The sequence below is a fragment of the Methanococcoides sp. DA23 genome, assembly GCF_057593895.1.
The window spans coordinates 574,153-594,311 of record NZ_CM172520.1 but is presented as its reverse complement, the minus strand read 5'-3'; the positions used below and the strand labels follow the sequence as shown (position 1 = coordinate 594,311).

Sequence of the window (20,159 nt, the reverse complement as noted above, 5' to 3'; positions counted from 1 at the left end):
GTATTCTAATATCTGAATCCTTATATCTACTTTCTGGTTGCAACCTAATGCTCTTAAAGGTCTTGAAGAGCATTTCTTGCAACCAGGTGAACATCACCCGTACCGAGCTTGATCGGCTGACCGACAATGATGTTCTCAGTAACACCATTAAGTTCATCGATATCACCGCGCATACCGGCATCAAGCAAGTGGTTCACAGTGACCTCGAACGCTGCACGGGCAAACACACTGGCCTTCTCACCGGAAATACCGTGACGACCGATCTGCTTTACCTCTCCATCACAGGTCATGATGTCCGACACAAGCATGAGATGGCGGATATCCACAGTAAGACCCTGCTCACGCAAAGTGTCACTGGCTTCCTTAATGATGGCAAAACGAGCCGCCTCAATACCGAACACTTCATAGATCTCACCAATATTGTTAGTAGAGGTCCTTGAAAGGTCTATACCTTCGACTTCGAGAATTTCCTTGAGCATTGAGCCTTCAGTATAAAGAGTGTATTCTTCACCATCTTTTCTGATAACTACCCTCTTGATACCCTCAATACCTTTCAAAGTGATACCATGAATGTTCTTGGCAAGCTGGAGCAGATCCCTGTATAAAGGCTCCTTTGGGATCACAATGATCTGATTTGAAACCTCACTTGGGATCTTTACCTTTACACCAAGCCCATCTTCAAGCTTTTCAGCAATGGTCTCAACATCAATGTCCCTCTGCAAAAGCATCTTCTCATTAAGATCAAGGATAAGGTTCATATTAGCAAGATCGGTCGTAACGTCCGCAAGATGCTCGATATGAGTAGCTTCGATCTCCCATGCGACCTTCCGTGCGAATTCCCTGTCTGCAGAGTACTCCTTGGAAAGAGCAACGGTCATCATCGGAGTACTTGGAGTCTTCCTTGCATCCACGATCTCGATAAGACGTGGCAAACCCAACGTAACGTTGATCTCAGCCACACCAGCGTAGTGGAAAGTACGCATGGTCATCTGAGTACCCGGTTCACCAATGGACTGTGCAGAGACCACACCAACCGCTTCACAGGGCTCAACACATGCATACTCATAGTCTGCCATGACACGTTCGATGATCTCTTCCATTTCTTTTTTCGTGACACCGACATCCACTACATCCTTTCTTAACGTAGCAAGTGTCGTCTTTGGAAGCGGAAGACCGCTTATCATAGAATCGATAGTAGCTTCACTGATGGACATTATGCCACCTCCTTACCTGTAACAGACCTGACAACACGGTGTATTGCCTCTGGCTTACTGTAATCACTCTTCGTGGAGTCGATACCATCTTCACCATACTTGAATTGTACAATGACACCTCTCGTCTCGCGCACAGAACCATCATACTGGACCTCAAGGTCCTGCAATGCATTCACAAGACGCCTCTGAAGGTAACCTGACTGGGAAGTACGGACCGCAGTATCCACAAGACCTTCACGACCACCAATTGCGTGGAAGAAATACTCTGTAGGATTCAATCCGCTCTTGTAACTTGCCTTCACGAAACCGTGAGCATCTGCACCAAGGTCACCCTTATCGAAATGAGGGAGGGTCCTTCCTGCATATCCTCTTCTTATACGCTCACCACGAACCGCCTGCTGGCCCACACAAGCCGCCATCTGGGTCAGGTTCAAAATAGAACCACGAGCACCAGACCTTGCCATTATAACCGCAGAGTTCTCAAGACCAAGACTCTTATCAGCCATTCCACCAGTATCATCCCTGGCTTTACCCAGAGTTTGCATGATCCTCATTTCAATGGTCTCATCAAGGGTCCTGCCCGGCAAAGCTTCAAGTTCCTTGGCCTCATACGCCTGAACAAGTTCAGCGACCTCATTCTCAGCATCCTGTAGCCTTATAGCAATGCCTTCCTTGGCATCTAGAGGAATATCCTCATCACTGATACCAAAGCTCAGGCCTGTGTGCATCACACCCCTGATAGCAAGTCTTGTGAAATCATCTACGAACTGTGCACCTGCAGTGGTACCAAATTCTTTAACGACCTTATCAAGAACACGTCCTTTGAACGCACCGATTGCCTGCTCATCGATAGTACCTTTGACAAGCTCACCATCTTCGATGACAACATAAGCATCGTACTCACAATCAGATTTCTTACAGGTATCACACTTGAAACATACCTGCGCAGGGAATTCGACATAAAGTCCCTTAGGGAGGATCTGACTGAAGATCTGCTTTCCATCCCAGTAAGGCTCACCATCTTCAAGATGTCCCCTAGGTTCTGGAAGCTCACGCAATTCAGACTTACGGAGAAGCTCCAGTGCATCGCTCTTACTGATGAACTTTTGATTCCTTGTCAAAAGGAACAGCCCGGAAATGTGATCGTGGATACCACCGATGATAGGACCACCGAAACGCGGGGAAAGGATGTTTTCCTGAACCTGCATAAGGATACTGGCCTCTGCACGTGACTCTTCTGTCTGAAGAACGTGCATGTTCATCTCATCGCCGTCAAAATCAGCATTGTATGGCGGACATACAGCCGGATTGAGCTTGAAGGTCTTATTAGGGAGTACCTTTACGCGATGAGCCATGATACTCATCTTGTGCAGTGAAGGCTGCCTGTTGAACAACACGATATCCCCATCCTGCATCTGCCTTTCAATGGTCCATCCAGGCTCGAGCTTCTCAAGAAGTTCGTCTTTGTTGATATCGGTGACCTTGATACGACGTCCATCGTCACGGATAACATAATTCGCACCCGGATGGATCTCACGTCCACGGCGAACATATTCCCGCATAAGATCAAGGTTCTTTGAGATTACCCTTACAGGAATTGTCATATGTTGTGCAATAGAAAGGGGAACACCGACTTCATTGATACTAAGGTTGGGATCAGGAGATACCACAGTACGTGCAGAGAAGTTCACACGCTTACCTGACAGACTTCCCCTGAAACGTCCTTCCTTACCCTTAAGACGCTGGGTCAAGGTCTTCAGCGGCCTTCCGGACCTGTGCCTGGCAGGAGGTACACCTGAAACCTCATTATCGAAATAGGTTGTAAGGTGATATTGCAAAAGCTCCCAAAGGTCCTCAATAATAAGCTGAGGAGCACCTGCATCCCTGTTCTCCTGGAAACGCTGGTTGATACGAATGATGTCCACTAGCTTGTGGGTCAGATCATCCTCACTGCGCTGACCGGATTCGAGAGTGATGGATGGTCTCACAGTGACCGGAGGTACCGGAAGAACTGTAAGGATCATCCACTCAGGACGGGCAGTATCAGGATTCATACCCATTACACGAATATCATCATCAGAGATGTTCTCGAACCTGTCCCTTATCTCAGTAGGGGTCAGTTTATGACCATTCTCAATATACTCACTTGGCTTCTCGAACTTTATATCGAGCTGCTCCTCATTACAGTAAGGGCAGGTCTTTGACTTCCTTGCTTCCTTGAAGACATTATTGATAACATCATCAGGAAGGTGACCCATATCCTTCTGCTTGGACAGTTGTTCAAGGAAGTCCCTCTTCTTGCTTTCGTCAAGCAGAAGGGAACTGCACTTGCAACATACCGAACGTAAGATCTTACGAAGGATCTTATTGAAGCCAACGTGGATAACAGGTGCCACAAGTTCGATATGCCCGAAGTGACCAGGGCATTCACCAGCACGGCTTCCACATGACTTACATTTAAGTCCAGGGTCGATCACACCAAGACGCAGGTCCATAAGACCCATGTCTATCGGATAACCGTCATCATCGTAGGTATCCGCAGTTATGATCGATGTAACGCTCATTTTACGTACTTCGCGCGGAGAGATCAAACCGAATTTGATCGCACCGATCCTCTTTGGTATTGAAGGTACCATATTGTCCATCTGCATTATTATCACACCGCATCATCAAGTCTAAGTCTTGGAGCAACCCCAAGGGATTTGATCTCATCAAGAAGCAACTTGAACGCATAGCTCATTTCCACCGGGTGAATGTCCGTTTCAGCACCACAGTTCGAACAGTATCTGATATTACGTGTCCTGTCAAAGGTTGCCACCATACCACAGTGCCCACATACGAGTTCTACGACCTTGTCAGACTCATCGAGAAGCCTTTCCTTCAAGGTCATCGCAGCACCGTGTCCGATCAGTACATCTCTTTCCATTTCACCAAACCTAAGACCTCCTTCACGGGCACGTCCCTCAGTTGGCTGACGGGTCAATACCTGCACAGGACCTCTGGACCTTGCATGGATCTTTGATGCGACCATGTGGTGGAGCTTCTGGTAAAGGATAACACCAACGAAAACATCCGCCTGGATCCTCTTGCCGGTAACACCATCACAGAACACCTCTTTGCCTGTGTGGGAGAAACCATTTTTCTTAAGCCCTGCACGGATACCATCTTCCTTATCACCGGAGAATGCAGTACCCCTCTTACGCTGACCTTCAATAGAACCAAGTTTCCCACCGATCATTTCCAGAACGTGAGCAACGGTCATACGGGAAGGGATAGCGTGAGGATTAATAACAAGATCAGGAACCATACCCAGTTCTGTAAATGGCATATCATGATATGGAACTATCAAACCGATAACTCCCTTCTGGCCGTGCCTTGATGCGAACTTGTCCCCGATCTCAGGGATCCTTTCATCCCTTATCTTCACCTTTGCAAGCCTTGTACCATTGATAGACTCAGTAAGAATTACAGTATCAACGATACCTTTCTCGTTAGAGCGCATCGTTATCGCACTTTCCCTGCGCTGTTCAATGGTTATACCAAAGTCAGACTGTTCTTCAAGGAACCTTGGCGGACTTGTCTTTCCGATAAGCACATCATTTGGACCTACAACTGTCTCAGGGTTCACAAGACCATCAATATCCAGGTTTGCATATGCTTCTGCGCTGCGGGCACCTCTGAACTCAGAATCAGGTATCTCGAACTTGTCTTCCTGGCCACCAGGATAACGGCGTTCTTCGCCTTCAAAGGTTCTCAGGAAGTGGCTTCTACCAAGACCTCTCTGAATGGAACCCTTATTGAAAACCAGTGCATCCTCAATATTATGCCCTTCATAGGACATGACAGCTACAACGAAGTTCTGTCCAGCCGGACGGTCATCGAAATGGATAGCATCACAGGTCTGAGTACGCGTCATTGCCTTCTGCGGATAGTGAAGTACATGTGCACGTGTATCAGGCCTAAGTTTCAGGTTAGATGTAGAAACACCGATACACTGCTTGATCATAGCTGCACCCATGGTGTTCCTCGGAGAAGCGTTGTGCTCCGGATATGGGACCATACCAGTACAGATACCAAGCATCAAGGAAGGGTCTATCTCAAGATGGGTGTGGTTAGGAGTAAGGTCCTTTTCATAAAGACCAATGAATGCATTCTCTTCTTCCTCAGCATCCAGATATTCAACAAGGCCCAGATCCAAAATATCACGGAACGACATCTCGCCATCCCGGAGCTTTTCAATATGCTCTTCAGTGATCAGCGGAACGCCATCTTCAACAACGATGGCAGGCCTTCTTGCGCGACCCATATCAGAGCTTAATATTACTTCGTGAATATCCTCATAAAGAGTTACATTCAACTGATCAGGCAACATACCGCTGCGGCGCTGCCCCCTTATACTCTCGACAAGCTCTACCGGATCATCGTGAGTTCCGATAAATTCCCCATCGAGGAAGACTTTTGCTTCAGTCATTGTTGTGCCTCCGTCTCATCGCCGCCCACAGGATCGGCATTTTCATCCATGTACTCATGATAGTCAACATCGCCAGGTACAGCCCCTGTTTTGGTTTCGGCCTTTACAGCATGTTCTTCGCCCTCATCATGAGGAGTAAGTTCCAGATCTTCCTCATAGTCTACGTCAGCAGCCAGCTCCAATATGACTTCAGGAACATAGAGCTCCACAGGAGCTACACCAAGTCCATAGAGGATGTTCTTAACAACATCATTATTTTCGGTACCGGTAGAAAGCTCGACCATCTGGGCAAAGTTCTTCACCAGACCACAATTCGGACCTTCCGGAGTCTCTGAAGGACAAAGCCGTCCCCATTGGGTTGGATGCAGATCACGAGCCTCAAAGTGAGGCTGTGCCCTTGAAAGTGGAGAAATGACACGCCTTAAGTGAGAAAGGGTTGAGATGTAATCCGTACGGTCAAGCAACTGAGATACACCACTTCTTCCGCCTACCCAGTTACCTGTGGCGAGAGGGTGCTGAAGACGGTCTGTAAGAACATCCGCACGTACAAGTGTTGCTACGTTCAGTTCCCTGTTCCTCATGTTCGCCCTTTCGAGCTGGTATTTAACATCGCGTGCAAGACGGTTGAAAGCTACCCTGAAAAGATCCTCCATAAGGTCGCCAGTTAACTTGAGCCTCTTGTTGGAGTAGTGGTCCTTGTCATCATCTGAACGCCTTTTAAGAGCAAGTTCGAAGCATGACTCTGCCATCCTGCCGAGGAAGTGTGCCTTTGGTATCCTGTCCTGAGGATCGTTACCAAGGTGCGGAAGAAGATAACGGTCGATCACATAGTTCGCACGTTTCATCTGATATTCCCTTGCCTGCCCGGAAGCCACTCGACCACCGATCTTCTCAATAGCATCTTCTATAGTGAAGACCTCTGCCTCTTCCAGGTTCTCGAACATGAACTTCATGATCTCAGGATCGGTAGAAACGATCTTTGCCACATCTTCATCGGTCTCAACACCCAGAGCGCGCATCAATGTAATGAAGTTGATACGTCCGGAGATAGATGGGAATGAGATCTCCAAAAGGGATTTCCTGCCTCTTTCCACGACTACCAGTGCCCTGTAACCTCTCCTCTGAGAGAACACCTTTGAAACTTCGATGGAGTCACCATACCGCTCACCGAGCTCAGTAAGGATCTTGTTAGGGGCAAGGTCCTCAAGTGTCATCACGACACGTTCGGTACCATTTACAATGAAATATCCCCCGGGATCAAGCGGATCCTCACCATGTTGCACCATTTCGGCATCGTTTATGCCAACAAGGTTACAGATCTCCGATTTGATCATTACAGGGAGCTGGCCGATCTTTGCTTCCCTTGGTTCTCCTTCCTCACCGTTCTGTACAACAGACATTTCCAGGAAAAGAGGAGCTGAATAAGAAAGGTTACGCAACCTTGCCTCGTTTGGATACAATTTCTCAATTGCACCATCTGCTTCCTTTACTACTGGATGTTCTACCCTTATCTTACCAAGTTTGACATAGATATCCTCGAGGTCGGTCTCGATTATACCCTGTTCATTAATGATCTTCTGAAGACCATGTTTGACAAACTTGTTATAAGAGTCAATGTGATGCTGCACAATCTTGTCCTTTGTGAAATAGGCTTCTGATAATACGCTCGTGTCTAACGCGATGATAGCACCCTCTTTTAGTTAATTGGATTTTAGAAAGAAAAATTAGCGGAATTAATGGTCACTGCGACCATACGGGAGGTCACAGTATCAACTCGGTCGAATGCACCCTCGAAACAATGCATTAAAAAGCAACCAAAATAAGTGGATAAAGAATAAACAAGATATTTCAAATATTAAAACCTCGTTTCACTCTATTACATATCTGTAATACAGTGCTTCACCTGCAGTCTGGCTTTTGCGAATAACCTTCACAACATTACCAGGCTCCGCACCAATCTCTTGTGCGATAGGATCTGTTACTTTCAACTTTGGCAACTGTTCCCTTTCAACATTATAATGCGTCAGGACAGTTTTCAGATCATCCTCATCCATAATTTCATGATGGGGGATTAATTCGTGGTCAAGCAGGCTGAACTTACTCAAATTTACTCCTCCTAAAAAATATGCAAGCAATATATCATTGGATTGCTGGCGGGCTTGTAGGGATTTGAACCCTAGACCGTCTGGTTAAAAGCCAGACGCTCTGCCTGACTAAGCTACAAGCCCACGGCGTTCACTGCACCGGCACCATAAATGCCGCCTCATACAGCGAGGTAACAAGGGAATACTACTATATAAGCATTCCTGTTGCACATTGCACATAATTTTGGAGGAAGTCTGCCAGATCCACACGTACAAAATACATCTTGAAATATAAATGAAAGAGGTATGAAATTGTCAATACATATTTATAGGATTATTTTCACTTTTTACAAAGTTAAGCCTTTTTTCACATGAAATTATTGAACATACCGCCCCTATCAAGATCAAGAGCATTTATCAACCGATAACGCACCAAACAGATCTTTGCGAAACAATATCCAGCCTGAATTACAACTTACAAAGAAAGTTGAATCAATGAACGCAAAGAGAGTTAGGTATTGCATCCTCGGGATTTCCATTATATGCCTCTATTTATATAAACTTTGACCTCAAAAATCACCCGCCAATGACTTGAAGATATCAAATACGAACAGGCATCACTAAAATTTTAAATTTAGAACATACCGATCAAAACGATAAAAATAGAAAAACGACCAAAAAAGTAAAAAAATAATTGCAGGACAATTATGTCCCGCACTCCCAACCTTCCATATATTCGGTCTGATGAGGTTCAAGTTCATCAATTTCAATGCCCATTGATCTCAATTTCAATTCAGCAACATACATATCAAGGTCATGAGGTACAGGATGTACACCGTTCTCAAGCTTGTTCTCAGCAATATATTTGACACAAAGTGCCTGGTTTGCAAAGCTCATATCCATGACCTCTGCCGGATGACCATCGCCTGCTGCAAGATTTACAAGTCTGCCATCTGCAAGAACATTAATTCTCTTACCTGCAACATTGTATTCCTTGATATTGTTCCTGACAGTCCTTACAGAACTTGCCATGGCAGTCAGCTCTTCAAGATTGATCTCCACATTGAAGTGACCAGAATTTGCAAGGATCGCACCATCTTTCATGACCTCAAAGTGCTTCTTTGAAAGAATGTCCACATTGCCCGTGGTTGTGACGAATATGTCACCATACTTTGCAGCCTCGGCCATGGACATGACACGGTGACCATCCATACGAGCCTCAAGTGCACGAATAGGATCGATCTCTGTCACAATAACATCAGCACCAAGTCCTGAAGCACGCATGGAAGCACCCTTACCACACCAGCCATATCCGCCGATAACAACGGTCTTTCCAGCAACCAGAAGATTAGTGGTCCTCATGATACCATCCCATGATGACTGACCTGTACCATACCTATTATCGAAAAGGAATTTTGTCATTGCATCGTTGACCGCAACAACAGGCATCTTCAGTGCCCCATCTTTCTCCATTGCCTTAAGTCTGTGAATACCAGTAGTAGTCTCCTCACAGCCACCAAGGAGCCCAGAGAGCAGATCTGTGCGCTCGGTGTGAAGCTTGAAGATGAGGTCTGCGCCATCATCAATGGTGATATCAGGTTTCATATCAAGCACTTTATCGATAGCCTCATAATATTCATCACTGCAGCAATCATACTTTGCATAGCAATTGATGTTATCACGCGTATTAAGAGCTGCTGAAACATCATCCTGTGTGCTCAACGGATTGCAACCTGTAATGGCCACTTCGGCACCACCGAGAGCAAGTGCTTCCACAAGAGCAGCTGTCTTTGCTTCGACATGTAATGCCATTGCGATCTTATGTCCTTTCAAAGGCTGTTCACGTTCGAAGTTCTCCCGAATGATAGAAAGAACAGGCATGTGACTGCGCACCCAACCTATTTTCATATCACCGGATTCGATCAAATCTTTATCACTCATCTTTAGATCTCCAGTATAAATTCAAATATTGTATAACAAGACGGACCCACATCAATTCTTGGCATCTACCCTTGACACCAGATCATAAGCTGCTTCTTTAGCATCATCGATGATCTTCTGCTCGTCCATGCAAAGCACCCTATGATCATCCATGAGAACCTTACCATTGACAATGGAAGTCCTCACATCACTTCCGCCTGCCGAATATACCAGTTGTGAAGGTACATCGAACAACGGAGTTAAGTGTGATCTATTCATGTCAATAATTATAACATCTGCATTATAACCTTTCCTCAACATCCCACCCTTAATATCAAGTGCCTTTGCCCCATTGACGGTAGCCATCTCAAGCACGTTCCTTGCAGGAAGTGCAGTTGGGTCCATGGTATCCACCTTTTGCAACAATGTAGCCGTCTTCATCTCATCGAACATATCGAGATTGTTATTAGAAGCACAACCATCAGTACCAAGACAGATATTTGCACCCCTATCAAGCAACTTCGTCACAGGTGCAATACCTGAAGCCAGCTTCATATTGCTCACCGGATTATGCGAGATATTGACATTATTGTTGGCAAGGATGTCCATGTCCCCATCAGAGAGCCAGACACAATGTGCTGCAAGCACATCAGGTCCAAAGAAATCGATACTATCCAGCATATTAACAGAGCACATGCCGTACTGTTCCTTCATCTGGTTCAGTTCAGTCTCGGTCTCAAGCACATGAATGTGTATCTTCGCATTATCTGCAACAGCTTGTTCTTTTACTTTGATGAGGAATTCCTTTGAGCAGGTATTGGGTGCATGCGGACCATACATTGCAGAGATCCGCCCTTCAGCTCGCCCATTCCACCCGTTCACGAACTCCTTGCCTTTCTTAAGTTCGGACTTCCCCTTCTCAGTATCCCCCAGTTCGATCATACCATAGGAAAGAGCGGCCCTTAGACCTGAAGATTCCACGACCTTACCAACCTCTTCCATGAAGAAGTACATATCTGCAAATGCCACTGTTCCGCTTTTGATCATTTCCAGACATGCGAGGTTCGTGCCTGCGACCACGTCTGAAGCAGTAAGTTCAGCTTCTGCAGGCCAGATGTGGTCCTGAAGCCAGGACGCAAGAGGAAGATCATCTGCATAGCCCCTGAAAAGCGTCATTCCTGCATGAGTATGTGTATTAACAAAACCCGGCATAACAACGCCGCCGCGTGCATCGATAACAGTATCTGCGGTCGCCTCGGTTGACTCGGCAACCTCGACTATACTGCCATCATCTATAACCACAACACCGTTTTTAAGGTCCCCTAATTCAGGGTCCATTGTCAGAACATAACCGTTCTTAATTATAATATCCGCCATATGATCACTATACCTGTTACTTGTTCGATGTTTCGGCATCAAGTGCATCAAGAAATTGATGCATTATCCTGAGCCGGTTCGCTGCAATTCTCTTTGCAGTCGTAGTGTTTAAGCCATCCATTATTTTAAAAGGTTTCATTTCCATATATTCAGCGAACCCATCCAGAGGATCAGCCACATAAGCATTTCGTGATGAACTTTTCTCGACCCCACTGGAATGTTTCAAACTACGCAGAGCACCCATGGACATTACCGCCCTGAATATACCTATAGCTCCAAGAGCATCGATACGATCGGCATCCTGCAATATCTGGCCTTCGAGAGATGCTGCCTTGTGCCCCCGGCTAAACCGGTGCGTACGTATACATGAAACAACATGATCGATAACCGAAGACTCAGCACCTTCCCCCAGGAGAAGATCATACGCAATCTCAGCACTATGGATAGCATGGTCGCCACCTTCACGGTGCTCTTTCACCACACCCACATCATGGAGCAAAGCTGCAAGACGTATAATTTGAAGATCACCACCTTCCTCGCTCTGTATAAGCATACAGGTGGATTCCACACGTTCAATATGGGACATCTCATGAGAGCTCGGCTCATCGGCAAGCACATCTGCAACGAACTTACGTGTTCTTTCAATAAGGACCATACAAACCTCACATATCAGTGATCATACCATCAAGCATGTCACGTATCTCACGAACAGCTTCTGACAATATCCTGTCATTGTCATACCCCTCAACAATTTTCTGAAGTTCAACGGGATCAAGCTTTTTTAGTTCGATCGCAAGCCCTGCCATATTTGCAAGAGCCCTGACGACATTATCAACAATGGACACAGAGGCAGTTCGGGACGTACGGGACATCGGGTTCAGGTCTATGGCAATAACGGTCTTACCCATATCAACAAGTTTCTGGCACCGGTCACCATCCTCAAGAGGAACAAGCACAACATCCGCCTTGTAAATACCATCAGAATCCACTATGGCCCTGCCATGTTCCAGAGAAAGCCTTGCATCCCCCTTCCCACCAAGCACCTCAGAAGCACCCTTTTGTTTAAGATGAGAGATTATACGCTCCACGCGTTCATCACTGCGGTGGAAAAGATTCACTTCAAGCGGAGCATCGACCAGTTCAGAAAGTTCCACAAGGAACTCAGGCACAAGGGCCGCAGCATTCCCATTGACAGAAAGGATAGGACGCTCAGCAAGAAGTAACATACAGACAGCTACTTTCTCTGCCAAAAAAGCAGAGGTGGTGGTCCTCTCACCAACAAGATAATCGAAACACTCACCCCTGCCCTGTGCAACCAGCCCCTGCTGACTGGTAATTCCAATATCCACACCCCCGACTATCCGCTCCCTTGTCATAAGGGAAGCGTAGCGAGGGTGATCCTTAGGAATATCACTCATACTTACCACTGATCTTACGCGGTAGCATCAAGGATAATTCCCTGATCAGAAGGCACTATCAAAGTCTGCACTTCCTGACTCTCAAGCATCTGGATGTACTTGTAGTTGATAAGCTTCGGGTTCTTCGCAAGTTCTACATTGACCAGACGTAGAGCCTCTGCCTCACCTGTTGCCTGAACGATCGTAGCATTGGCAATACCATTAGCTTCAATGATCCTTCTTTCAGCTTCGAGCTGCTCTTTCTGTTTCACGAAGATCATCCTCTGTGCATCCTGATCCGCCTGAAGCTTGGATTCAATAGCATCAGCGATCTTTGTTGGAAGCTGGACATTCCTGAGCAGAACCTCTTCAACGATTATACCATCGGCAACAAGAGCCTTTTCCATCTCCAACTGCATTTCAGTAGCCACAAGGTCCCTTTGCTCACCATATATGGCCATGGCAGTGTGACCGGAAACAACTTCTCTTATAACTGATTTGATAGTAGGTCTGATGATCTTTTCAGCATAAGCGGTACCAAGTTTTGAATGAAGAACGCTTGCATCTTCTGAAACAAGCCTGTACCTGACAGAGATATCAAGCCCTAGCGTCAAGCCCTCATTGGTCAATGCATTTATCTGGTCATCTCCGACAACTTCACCTTCTGCAGCTTTGGCGCTCATTGTATACATCTCGCTCCTGACAGAATACTTTGTAACACTTACCCAGGGAGGTACGATGTGCAAACCTTCACCAAGTTCATCATCCATCACACCACCGAACTGACTGAACTTTACTCCGACCTGTCCGGCACCGACTGAAACGAATATAGATCCGAAAACCGCCGAGAAGATCAGCAATATCACAAGAACTATTGCAGCGCCACGTAGGATATTGGCCACCATTGGTGGGATATTTATCTCCGGCATCTGTGGGTCTTTAGTACTTTTTGGGCCTTTGGGATCCCAATCATCTTCCATTACCATAATCTTTGCTCCTTTTTTATAAAATAAAACTGAATTATAATATATACACCGATAGTTGTTAGGTCTTCTTCAATGTTGCGTACAAAAGGCCCTGAGATCAAATATCCAAAGGAAGGAGATTGCAAGAACCAACATTGTAGGTAATGACATCACCGAACTCCTTAAGGGATAACATAATATCCCCCTTTGAAGCAGCTCCTGAGATAGCAAAAATAGTGTCCCCCAGCATTGCCTGAGAGGACAGACCACCAATAGCATCCACTGCTTCCATGGCATCCAACAAGCGGTCACTGGAAAGCCCGCATCTTAATGTGAACTGTTTCGAGAGTTCCATGAAATTCTCCAGCGTAGGCATTGAAAGCAACGAACTTAAAGCTTCCCTGCCGGCAGAATTTATCTCACGCATAATAGCACTGTCCTCAAGAATAGAACCGGTGGAGAGTTCACCCAGCACAACGCAGAATATCTCGAAGGGTGGAGATGGAACCCTGTCAAGCTTACCATATGGAGGGCAGCCTGCAGACAGACGAATGGGGATACCACCCTGAGACTGACCTTCGACATCACCCATCCCACTTCCATTCATGACCTCTGCAATATGAGCAGCCTCTATCAGCTGATTGGAAGTATGATCCAGAGAGAAGGCTTCGTTCAACGCATAGGCCACGCTCAGCGCACCTGCTGCGGAAGCACCAAAACCACAACCTATCGGAATAGAGGAAGTGCAACTGACCTTGACCGGGAAATCAACTAATTTATCTACAACTGCTCTTGTGGTCTCCGCTAGCACCGGGATACCATCAAGGATGATTTCCGTACTACTCACACCTTCAGAAACTGTGGTCTCAATACCCCCATCAAGAACAAGACCGCAGCCGGTAGAACCTCTCTTTTGAGGCAGGGGGTCATCGTGGATCTCAAAGAAACCGGTAATATGCCCCGGAGCAAAAGCCCTGCCGACAGAACCCTCAGTGGACATTTAATTCCCTTTTTTCAACATATCTTCTATATTATCCGCCAATGCTTCAGCGATCAGTCTTTTGTTCCCACTGATATGAGTGATAGAACCATCATCATCAGGTATTATGTAGACATTATTATCAATTGTACCCATCCCACTGGTACCGACCTCATTGGCCACGACCATGTCCAGATCCGCATCCTTCATCGAATCTTTTGCCCGGGCAATAAGCTCATCTTCTGAAATGTTTGCTTCTGCCTTGAAACCTATTACAGAGAGGTCGGGATAAGCATCACGCACCTCCCGGATCAGTTTGCGAGTGCTTCTGAACTTCAATGACAGGTCACCGCCGGACTTGATCTTATCATCCACGGCATCGATGGTATAATCAGAGATCGCTGCCGCACTGATAAGCATGTCATACCCATGCTCAAGTTCCTTTAATGTAGCATCCACCATCTGACCGGCACTTTCCACAAGTATCTCGCTGATACCATCAAGCCCGAGATTGCCTCCATGGACCACGGTAACATCTGCGCCCCTGCGATAGAATTCCAGTGCGAGCTCCCTGCCAGTGGTGCCTGAAGAACGGTTGGTGATAATTCTGATAGGATCAATGGATTCTGCTGTCGCACCACTCGTAATTAGCACTTTTTTACCGGAAAGGACACTGTCCCCAAGAGCACGCTCCGCAGCAAGCACTATCTGGCCATTCGATGCGATCTTTGCTATACCCTCACTGAGATGAGGACCAACAAAGGAGATATCCCAGCTCTTTAGCTTATCGATATTTTCCATCACTGCCGGATGTTCATACATGGAATTATGCATAGCCGGTACGACTATTACCGGAATACCGGAACCTATGGCAGTGGTCACAAAAGTAGTTACAGGAGTGTCATCCACCCCAACTGCCATCTTACTAATAGTGTTAGCAGTTGCCGGTGCTACCAGTAGAAGATCGGCACAACCTTCAGCACCACAGAACTTTACATGTTCGACCTCACCGGCAAGGTCAGTGATCACTTCATTTCCTGTTGCATAATGCAGCGCATCCTTATGGATTATGTGCTGTGCAGCCTCGCTCATTACACCATAGACATCTGCACCATTACGGATCAGTTCACGTGCAAGTTCTATGACCCGTACTGCACCTATACTGCCCGTTACTGCAAGAACTATAGTCTTTCCGGAAAGAGAGGCACTTTTCTGCCCCTTGATCCACATAGTAGGATGGCGTGAAGTATTCATCATATGAACTTTGTATTCTACTGATAAGTACCTTACTGAATGTTTTAAGAAGATATGACATAATTTTTATTTATGGAGAACTTAACTTGAGTCAAATGGATGATAAGAAAAAAGTAGTGGAGAACCTGAACTCTATATTCAGCCGATATTCAGGAAAAGAGAAGTTGGAGAATGAGATAGAGAGGCTACAGTCACATCTACTTGAAATGGAGATAGACAAAAAGCGACTCGAAAAGAACGAAACCAACACAAAAAAAGCCATTGCTGCAAAACAGGAAGCTGAACAGAAGCTCAATGAGGCTGATGTACGTATAGAAACGCTTACGTACCAACTTGAAGAGCTCAGGAACAAGGGAACGAATGATAGCTCATTTTCCCTTATTGAAGATATAATGCCATCGTCCTTCGAGCCATACATAGAAAGGTTAAGCTCCATAACTTCCGGCAACGATGCGTTCATCACTGCATACATGACATATGCACAGATGCAGACCAACGAAATACAGGAAAAACTCGTAAAACATCTCGACCAGGATACATTGCAGTTGCTCAAAAAGATAAATTCCAATACGGGATATGTGTTATTCTACGACAATATGAAGATGGTATGCGAGGTAATAGTACCCCCCATCCCCATAAATGAGAGTTTATTGGAGATTTCCGGATCGTTCAATGTAGAACCACTTACAAAGCTGCTGAACCGGGAAATGACCGTATGCATACTTGCAACACATGCAGGAGAATCACTCATAGGAATAACATCAGATAGGACAGTATTTGATGAGGACATGGTCATCAGAAGCAGTGTCAAGGCAAAACATACAAAGGGCGGATTTAGCCAAAGACGTTTTGAGAGGCTTCGGGATGAAGATATTGCACACCACGCAGATAAGGTCAGAAGTGCACTGAAAGACCTGCTTGCAAGCTCGATGATCGACATCGATATGATGATTATTTGCGGCGATATTGTCCTTGCCAACCATATAGTAGGTGAGATGAATATCGAGATACCATTGATGGAAAGGAACATTGATGCAAGGATAGAAAAACATGATACAGGCAATATTCTGAGAAGTATCTTTAGTTGCCGTCGTTATAGATTATGAGAGATGTTCAAATGATACAGCCGGAAGAACTCGAAGGTATCGTAGGTGCCCTTGGCGCAGCAACTCATGAAGAGGTTATCAGCATCGTAAAGGAGCTGGCCTATGAAAGGGATGAAGATGAGCCTTTGGATGAAGAAATTGAGAAAATGTGTGAAAAGGCTATTTCCGAGCATCTTCTTGAGACAATCTCTGCAGAAGAGCTAAGTGAAGAATGTGACACATGTGAAGAGGGCACGGAGTTCTATATCCTCGGACCTAATGCATTTCCCGAGTATCCATTCGAGCTCAGTGAAGTATTAGATATACTGAAACTGGACAGGCGCGAAGTTGATTCGGAAAAGCTCACACAGAGATATTCCGAAAGGCTAAAAGCAAGGCTCGCAGAACTCAGGCACAATATAGACAAATATTCGGAGAATGTGGAAAAAGGTAGGGAGTTCTATGTCCTTGGACCGAATGCACTTCCCGAGCATCCATTCGAACTCAGTGAAGTAATAGAGATACTGAAACTGAACAGAAGCGAAATTGATTCGGAAAAGCTCACACAAAGAAATTCCGAAAGGCTAAAAGCAAGACTCGCGAAACTCAAACATAATATGGACAAATATTCGGAAAATATGAGAGATGGTCTGGACATCCCGACACTTGAACATCAATACAGCGACCTTCTGAATGTTTACTACGATTATGATTCATGGCTTGAAGGCGGTATTGCAGATATGGAGAACGACATATTAGCCCTTAGCAAACAGATAGATTCCCTTGGTACAGCACAAGATATTTGATGTTTGCATGCGATGAGAGGTCAGATAGACATGGCAAGGCATAGAAGAGATACTTATTATTGGAGAGCAAAGGACGAAGGTTACCGCTCAAGGGCAGCCTACAAGCTTTTCCAGATCAATGAAAAACATGAAGTGATCAAAGAAGGCGATACTATCGTGGACCTGGGTGCCGCTCCAGGAGGATGGTTGGAAGTCGCCAAGAAGCTCTCCGGCGGAAAGATAGTAGGAGTTGACCTTCGCCGTATAAAAGAGATCGACGGTGTGGATACAATCAAAGGGGATATCACATCTGATGAGACGATCAAAAAGATAATAGAAATGGTAGGTGAAGAAGGCGCTGATGTAGTAATATGTGATGCTGCACCAAACCTTTCCGGCAACTGGAGCCTTGATCATGCGCGTTCCATTGACCTCACTACATCTGCCCTCGAATGTGCAAAGAAGATCCTTAAACCAAAGGGAAATTTCATTGTGAAAGTATTTCAGGGCGATATGTTCAAAGAGTACATGGACAAGGTTCGCGAAAGTTTCACTTACACCCGTGCATTCTCACCAAAGGCCTCAAGATCAGAGAGTGCAGAGATCTATGTCATCGGTAAGAAATTCCTTACAGCACCCTTGAAGATCGAAGATAAGTTCGATGTCACTATCAAAAAGATAGGATCTAAGGGGAACGGTATAGCTTTTGTTGAAGACTTTGTAGTCTTTATGCAGGATGAGGTTAAAAAAGGAGAGAACGTCCGAATAAAGATAGTAGACGTTAAACCGGAATTCGCCTTTGCAATTGTCATTGGACGTTATGATGAAGAGTTAAAAGAAAATAATGAAGAATAAAGTGATGTCCTTCAGCGATCCTGAAGGGTTTCCACCTCTTCCACAAGGAGCGAGCCGGCAGCGACCTCATCTATGCTGTGAATGACCGCTCCAAACTTTTCGATCTCCTGTTTTACCACATCATATTCAATATTATCACCTTCAATGGTGATCTTGATGTTCTCTGTTCTCTGGTCGACCTCATACAGACCAATGTTCACACCCGTAACACCATCAATACCACTCAACTTTCCAGCCAGTTCGATAGTAGAGGGATGATGGGGTTTCAATACATCCAGAACCAATCTTCGAATTCTTGTCAATTTGTTCAACCTTCCCAAAAACTTCTGATCAATTCGGAGAGTAATAGAAACATAGATAATTATCTGATAATTAACAATTTAAGTTTTGTCAGCAAACCTTATATAAACATTGATACGAATACTGTTCGTACACAAACGATTAATATGAACAGGACATTCAAAGCAAAAATTAATTCATAATTCATACAATAAAAATCCCAGGTGAGTACATGATCGACCTACACACACACACCGTTTTCAGTGACGGAGAACTTATTCCAAGTGAACTTGTACGAAGAGCTGTTACTTTTGGATACAGAGGTATCGGGCTTACAGACCATGCGGACCTTACCAACGTGGAACACATCCTCTCATGCATCAAGAAAGCAAAATACATGGAAGAGGTCATGGACATCAGAATTATCCCCGGAGTTGAGATCACACACGTACACCCTGACAAGATAGCATCTCTTGCAAAGATGGCAAGGGAACTTGGAGCAGAGATAGTTGTAGTTCACGGAGAAAGCCCGGTAGAACCTGTTGCACCTGGCACTAACGCTGCGGCAATTGCCTGCGAGGACGTTGATATTCTTGCACACCCCGGTTTTATCACCGAGGAAGAAGCGCAGATGGCTGCTGACAATGGGACCTGCCTTGAGATAACCGCAAGGAACGGCCACAACAGAACGAACGGACATGTTGCAAGGCTCGGCACAGAAGTTGGTGCGACCATGGTGGTCAATACAGACACGCACAGTCCGGACAACCTCATTACAAAAGAGACCGCACTCAAGGTCGCCATGGGTGCAGGGCTAACTGAGTCACAGGCAAAGAAAGTGCTTGAGAACTCTGTGCGCTTTATCGAGTAAAACTTTACTTAAAAGTGGCTGAGGGTGTATTTGCCCTCACCTTCTACGAACACAAGTTCAAATACGAATTCCCCAGAGATCGGCCCTTCGAGCACGACACCCTTGCCAGAACCTAAAGCAGAACTGTCATCATCAAGGACCCAAATATCCCCATCATTGGAGATCCCTTTCCTGAACTCTATCGTGTCACCACCGATATGAACACGTGTTTTGAAACCTTCGGAATAGCTACAAATAATGGTGTTATTTTCCACAGCCCATGCCGTATTGGTCAAATTGCCATCCATGTCCGGGTCCGGATCGACACCGAATGAGACATACTCCACGTGTTCCGGCAATGAAATGTCAAACCTGCTCATCGTACCTTCAACATCATTAAGGGAAATATCCCTTGCATACCCATTCTGAATCGATGATATCCCAAGTGCAACATCCTCTAGCTGTTTGTCCACGTGAGCATCATCGATCACAGGAGAAATGTTGTTCCACGAAAACGCGGTCATCAGGATTATCATGCCTGCAATTGAGAGATAGAACACCATCTTCAACGGTATGGTATCAACACCACGGGTGTCAGCTAAGAAGCGTTGAAGGGAGTTCATATCATCCAACTACAATTCAGT

18 protein-coding genes and 1 tRNA gene are annotated in these 20,159 nt (G+C 45.6%); 4 read left to right on the top strand and 15 right to left on the bottom strand.

What is annotated here, in order from left to right; genetic code table 11:
• Nucleotides 1-53: 53 nt before the first annotated feature.
• From rpoA2 to coaBC, 13 genes are all read right to left on the bottom strand, one after another.
• Nucleotides 54-1,184, bottom strand: coding sequence for a DNA-directed RNA polymerase subunit A'' (rpoA2, locus tag AC20MK_RS03065; protein WP_487357048.1), 1,131 nt, complete (start codon nt 1,182-1,184; stop codon nt 54-56).
• A gap of 29 nt (nt 1,185-1,213) precedes the next feature.
• Nucleotides 1,214-3,859, bottom strand: a complete 2,646-nt coding sequence (locus tag AC20MK_RS03060) for a DNA-directed RNA polymerase subunit A' (protein WP_487357047.1) — start codon at nt 3,857-3,859, stop codon at nt 1,214-1,216.
• A gap of 11 nt (nt 3,860-3,870) precedes the next feature.
• Nucleotides 3,871-5,685, bottom strand: coding sequence for a DNA-directed RNA polymerase subunit B (rpoB, locus tag AC20MK_RS03055; protein WP_487356534.1), 1,815 nt, complete (start codon nt 5,683-5,685; stop codon nt 3,871-3,873).
• Nucleotides 5,682-7,313, bottom strand: coding sequence for a DNA-directed RNA polymerase subunit B'' (locus AC20MK_RS03050; RefSeq protein ID WP_487356533.1), 1,632 nt, complete (start codon nt 7,311-7,313; stop codon nt 5,682-5,684). Before AC20MK_RS03050 ends, rpoB begins: the two co-directional genes overlap by 4 nt.
• A 240-nt stretch (nt 7,314-7,553) precedes the next feature.
• Entirely contained in the window at nt 7,554-7,790 is a 237-nt protein-coding gene (locus tag AC20MK_RS03045) for a DNA-directed RNA polymerase subunit H (protein WP_172368762.1), read from the bottom strand.
• A gap of 46 nt (nt 7,791-7,836) precedes the next feature.
• A tRNA-Lys gene (locus AC20MK_RS03040) sits at nt 7,837-7,913 on the bottom strand.
• Between the two features lie 561 nt (nt 7,914-8,474).
• The gene (locus AC20MK_RS03035) at nt 8,475-9,710 is read right to left on the bottom strand and encodes an adenosylhomocysteinase (protein WP_487356532.1); all 1,236 of its coding nucleotides are present in this window, start codon (nt 9,708-9,710) and stop codon (nt 8,475-8,477) included.
• A 51-nt stretch (nt 9,711-9,761) separates the two neighbouring features.
• On the bottom strand, nt 9,762-11,066 hold the full coding sequence (locus AC20MK_RS03030; RefSeq protein WP_487356531.1) for an amidohydrolase family protein: 1,305 nt from the start codon (nt 11,064-11,066) through the stop codon (nt 9,762-9,764).
• A gap of 16 nt (nt 11,067-11,082) precedes the next feature.
• Nucleotides 11,083-11,721: an HD domain-containing protein gene (locus tag AC20MK_RS03025; protein WP_487356530.1), complete on the bottom strand. Its 639-nt coding sequence runs from the start codon at nt 11,719-11,721 to the stop codon at nt 11,083-11,085.
• 7 nt (nt 11,722-11,728) lie between these two features.
• Nucleotides 11,729-12,484 carry a 4-phosphopantoate--beta-alanine ligase gene (locus tag AC20MK_RS03020; protein WP_487356529.1) on the bottom strand — a complete coding sequence of 252 codons (756 nt, stop codon included), beginning with the start codon at nt 12,482-12,484 and terminating at the stop codon, nt 11,729-11,731.
• Nucleotides 12,485-12,498: 14 nt separating this feature from the next.
• Nucleotides 12,499-13,449 (bottom strand): prohibitin family protein, encoded by a 951-nt coding sequence (locus AC20MK_RS03015; RefSeq protein WP_487356528.1) that lies wholly within the window; start codon nt 13,447-13,449, stop codon nt 12,499-12,501.
• A gap of 97 nt (nt 13,450-13,546) precedes the next feature.
• Nucleotides 13,547-14,428 (bottom strand): pantoate kinase, encoded by an 882-nt coding sequence (locus AC20MK_RS03010; protein ID WP_487356527.1) that lies wholly within the window; start codon nt 14,426-14,428, stop codon nt 13,547-13,549.
• Entirely contained in the window at nt 14,429-15,637 is a 1,209-nt protein-coding gene (gene coaBC / locus AC20MK_RS03005; protein WP_487356526.1) for a bifunctional phosphopantothenoylcysteine decarboxylase/phosphopantothenate--cysteine ligase CoaBC, read from the bottom strand.
• A 119-nt stretch (nt 15,638-15,756) separates the two neighbouring features.
• Between coaBC and AC20MK_RS03000 the strand changes: the two genes are divergently transcribed.
• Genes AC20MK_RS03000 through AC20MK_RS02990 form a run of 3 tightly spaced genes read left to right on the top strand, consistent with a single transcriptional unit; the run spans nt 15,757 to nt 18,386 of the window.
• Nucleotides 15,757-16,767 (top strand): Vms1/Ankzf1 family peptidyl-tRNA hydrolase, encoded by a 1,011-nt coding sequence (locus tag AC20MK_RS03000; protein WP_487356525.1) that lies wholly within the window; start codon nt 15,757-15,759, stop codon nt 16,765-16,767.
• Nucleotides 16,764-17,552 carry a DUF7109 family protein gene (locus AC20MK_RS02995; protein ID WP_487356524.1) on the top strand — a complete coding sequence of 263 codons (789 nt, stop codon included), beginning with the start codon at nt 16,764-16,766 and terminating at the stop codon, nt 17,550-17,552. Before AC20MK_RS03000 ends, AC20MK_RS02995 begins: the two co-directional genes overlap by 4 nt.
• A gap of 30 nt (nt 17,553-17,582) precedes the next feature.
• The gene (locus tag AC20MK_RS02990) at nt 17,583-18,386 is read left to right on the top strand and encodes a 23S rRNA (uridine(2552)-2'-O)-methyltransferase (protein WP_487356523.1); all 804 of its coding nucleotides are present in this window, start codon (nt 17,583-17,585) and stop codon (nt 18,384-18,386) included.
• 11 nt (nt 18,387-18,397) lie between these two features.
• Here the strand turns inward: AC20MK_RS02990 and AC20MK_RS02985 are convergent, their stop codons facing one another.
• The gene (locus AC20MK_RS02985; protein WP_487356522.1) at nt 18,398-18,688 is read right to left on the bottom strand and encodes a DUF211 domain-containing protein; all 291 of its coding nucleotides are present in this window, start codon (nt 18,686-18,688) and stop codon (nt 18,398-18,400) included.
• A 209-nt stretch (nt 18,689-18,897) separates the two neighbouring features.
• On the opposite strand from AC20MK_RS02985, the gene AC20MK_RS02980 reads away from it, so the two are divergent.
• Complete coding sequence (locus AC20MK_RS02980) at nt 18,898-19,536, top strand: histidinol phosphate phosphatase domain-containing protein (RefSeq protein ID WP_487356521.1); 639 nt, start codon at nt 18,898-18,900, stop codon at nt 19,534-19,536.
• An 8-nt stretch (nt 19,537-19,544) separates the two neighbouring features.
• Here AC20MK_RS02980 and AC20MK_RS02975 read toward each other — a convergent pair whose 3' ends face one another.
• Entirely contained in the window at nt 19,545-20,138 is a 594-nt protein-coding gene (locus tag AC20MK_RS02975) for a hypothetical protein (RefSeq protein ID WP_487356520.1), read from the bottom strand.
• Between the last annotated feature and the right edge of the window lie 21 nt (nt 20,139-20,159).

Coding starts and splice junctions, on each gene's coding strand:
- AC20MK_RS03020 (WP_487356529.1), bottom strand. CDS start 12,484: ATGAGTGATATTCCTAAGGATCACCCTCGCTACGCTTCCCTTATGACA.
- AC20MK_RS02990 (WP_487356523.1), top strand. CDS start 17,583: ATGGCAAGGCATAGAAGAGATACTTATTATTGGAGAGCAAAGGACGAA.
- AC20MK_RS03060 (WP_487357047.1), bottom strand. CDS start 3,859: ATGGACAATATGGTACCTTCAATACCAAAGAGGATCGGTGCGATCAAA.
- coaBC (WP_487356526.1), bottom strand. CDS start 15,637: ATGTGGATCAAGGGGCAGAAAAGTGCCTCTCTTTCCGGAAAGACTATA.
- AC20MK_RS03000 (WP_487356525.1), top strand. CDS start 15,757: ATGGATGATAAGAAAAAAGTAGTGGAGAACCTGAACTCTATATTCAGC.
- rpoA2 (WP_487357048.1), bottom strand. CDS start 1,184: ATGATAAGCGGTCTTCCGCTTCCAAAGACGACACTTGCTACGTTAAGA.
- AC20MK_RS03030 (WP_487356531.1), bottom strand. CDS start 11,066: ATGGCGGATATTATAATTAAGAACGGTTATGTTCTGACAATGGACCCT.
- AC20MK_RS02980 (WP_487356521.1), top strand. CDS start 18,898: ATGATCGACCTACACACACACACCGTTTTCAGTGACGGAGAACTTATT.
- AC20MK_RS03015 (WP_487356528.1), bottom strand. CDS start 13,449: ATGGTAATGGAAGATGATTGGGATCCCAAAGGCCCAAAAAGTACTAAA.
- AC20MK_RS03035 (WP_487356532.1), bottom strand. CDS start 9,710: ATGAGTGATAAAGATTTGATCGAATCCGGTGATATGAAAATAGGTTGG.
- AC20MK_RS03010 (WP_487356527.1), bottom strand. CDS start 14,428: ATGTCCACTGAGGGTTCTGTCGGCAGGGCTTTTGCTCCGGGGCATATT.
- AC20MK_RS03025 (WP_487356530.1), bottom strand. CDS start 11,721: ATGGTCCTTATTGAAAGAACACGTAAGTTCGTTGCAGATGTGCTTGCC.
- rpoB (WP_487356534.1), bottom strand. CDS start 5,685: ATGACTGAAGCAAAAGTCTTCCTCGATGGGGAATTTATCGGAACTCAC.
- AC20MK_RS02995 (WP_487356524.1), top strand. CDS start 16,764: ATGAGAGATGTTCAAATGATACAGCCGGAAGAACTCGAAGGTATCGTA.
- AC20MK_RS02975 (WP_487356520.1), bottom strand. CDS start 20,138: ATGAACTCCCTTCAACGCTTCTTAGCTGACACCCGTGGTGTTGATACC.